This window comes from Mesorhizobium sp. M7A.F.Ca.US.006.04.2.1 (assembly GCF_004022915.1).
In the GTDB taxonomy this organism is placed as follows: domain Bacteria; phylum Pseudomonadota; class Alphaproteobacteria; order Rhizobiales; family Rhizobiaceae; genus Mesorhizobium; species Mesorhizobium ciceri.
On the sequence record NZ_RZQA01001091.1, the window covers coordinates 1 to 1779 of the forward strand.

Genomic DNA, 1779 nt, shown 5'->3' on the forward strand with positions numbered 1-1779 from the left:
GTGCAGGATCGCATAACCCTTGCCGGACACGCGCGAATCGGGATCGCTGGCGGCACCGACGACCCGCGCAACGCCCGCATTGACCAGCGCATTGGCGCAAGGTGGCGTGCGGCCGTGGTGGGCGCAAGGTTCCAGCGTGACGTAGGCGGTGGCGCCGCGCGCGAGGTCGCCGGCCTCGGCCAGGGCCTCGGTCTCGGCATGCGGACGGCCGCCGACAGCGGTGACGCCGGTGCCGACGATCATCGGACCATTGCCGTCATCGCGTACGATCAGCGTACCGACAGACGGGTTGGTCGCGGTGCGCCCGGCATTTTTTCGCGACAGTCTGAGTGCCGCCGCCATGAAGCGGCGATCAAGGGCGGCCTGTTCGCTTGCAGTCATGCTCAGCTGGCTTCCTCTTCACCCTTGACTTCGTCGCCCTTGAGCTCGCCCAGCAATTCATGGAAATCCTTGGCCTCGCGAAAATTGCGGTAGACCGAGGCGAAACGGACATAGGCGACATCGTCGAGCGACTTCAGTGCTTCCATGACCAGGCGGCCGACTTCTCCCGAAGCAACCTCTGTCTCGCCGGAACTTTCGAGCTGGCGCACGATGCCTGTCACCGCGCGGTCGATACGCTCGGGATCGACATTGCGCTTGCGCACGGCGATCTCCACCGAGCGCAACAGCTTGTCGCGGTCGAAGGGCACTTTGCGGCCCGATTTCTTGACCACGACGAGGTCGCGCAACTGCACGCGCTCGAAGGTGGTGAAACGGCCGCCGCAATCGGGGCAGACGCGCCGCCTGCGGATCGCCGCGCCATCCTCGGCGGGGCGCGAATCCTTCACCTGCGTATCTTCCGACTGGCAATAGGGACAGCGCATGGAGAAGCCTTTGGTTGGCGAATCTGGTGAAGCGAAAGGCTTAGAGGTTTTTGCAGCGATGGCAAAGTGTCGCCAACAGCTCCCTCGCCCTTCAGAGATAGCGAGGCGCAAGCAGGATTGCCAGCCTCGCCAGCAGCCGCACAGCGTACCGATGTCTTCAGGGAGCAACGTCGGCGGTCGGAAACCCGCACGATGCGCCGAGACTACGATAGGCCTTGGTGAAGCCGTCCATGGATATGCTTCCAACCGGCGCATCGCCGAAGGAGACGTCAAGCACCGATGCCCGGCGCATGGCGCGCAGGAGCGCCAGGCTGGTCTTGGACTGGTTGTCGACGGTCCAGCTGAGCCGGCCGTTGACGGCGCCATCGGAATGGAGCTTGGCAGTGACGCGGCCCTTGTCGTCGCCGAAAGTGGCGGCAACCGACTTGCCGGCCGGCAAGGCCTTGTTGTCGACGGCGATCGTTACGGACGGGTAGGCATCCGGCGGCAGTGCATCACCGTTCGTGATGATGAGCGTCAGAACGCCGCTCTCGCCGCCAGCGCCGATAAAGGCGGTCGAGGCCGCGCAGGTCTTGCGCAGATCCTCACCGGTGTCGACCTCGTCGACCAGGGTCGACCATCTGCCAAAGGTTTCGAGCTTGGGTGCCGTCTGGGCGGGCGCCGGGGGCTCGGGCTGAGGTGCGGGTTGCGCAGGAGCGGGTTGCGCGGGCGCGGCTTGAGCAGGGGCGGTTTGCGCCAAGGCGTTGCCGGGGAAAGGCCCGGCGATCAAAGCAGCCAGGGCGCCAACGGCGCCAAGGTCGGCGAAACGAAATGGTCGCATCATCAAGGCTCCTGCCGGTCGCCCCGGCCTGCTGAAACGACGCTCGTCGTTGCAGCAGGCGGCAAAACTTCCTATCGCGTCAGCCGAGATAGGGAT

The 1779-nt window shown here is 65.3% G+C and carries 3 protein-coding genes; all 3 read right to left on the reverse strand.

All coding sequences use genetic code 11. From position 1 onward, the window contains the following. Window positions 1–381, reverse strand: a 381-nt coding sequence (locus EN925_RS34570) for a bifunctional diaminohydroxyphosphoribosylaminopyrimidine deaminase/5-amino-6-(5-phosphoribosylamino)uracil reductase RibD (protein WP_206633101.1), incomplete at its 3' end; no start/stop codon positions are given. Between the two features lie 2 nt (window positions 382–383). Further along, window positions 384–863: a transcriptional regulator NrdR gene (nrdR, locus tag EN925_RS34575; RefSeq protein ID WP_013532250.1), complete on the reverse strand. Its 480-nt coding sequence runs from the start codon at window positions 861–863 to the stop codon at window positions 384–386. Window positions 864–1020: 157 nt separating this feature from the next. Next, a complete protein-coding gene (locus EN925_RS34580) occupies window positions 1021–1686 on the reverse strand; it encodes a hypothetical protein (RefSeq protein ID WP_127384576.1) in 666 nt (221 codons plus the stop codon). Between the last annotated feature and the right edge of the window lie 93 nt (window positions 1687–1779).

Excerpts from the sequence above, each read along its gene's own strand:
- nrdR (WP_013532250.1), bottom strand. The coding sequence starts at position 863 with ATGCGCTGTCCCTATTGCCAGTCGGAAGATACGCAGGTGAAGGATTCG.
- EN925_RS34580 (WP_127384576.1), bottom strand. The coding sequence starts at position 1,686 with ATGATGCGACCATTTCGTTTCGCCGACCTTGGCGCCGTTGGCGCCCTG.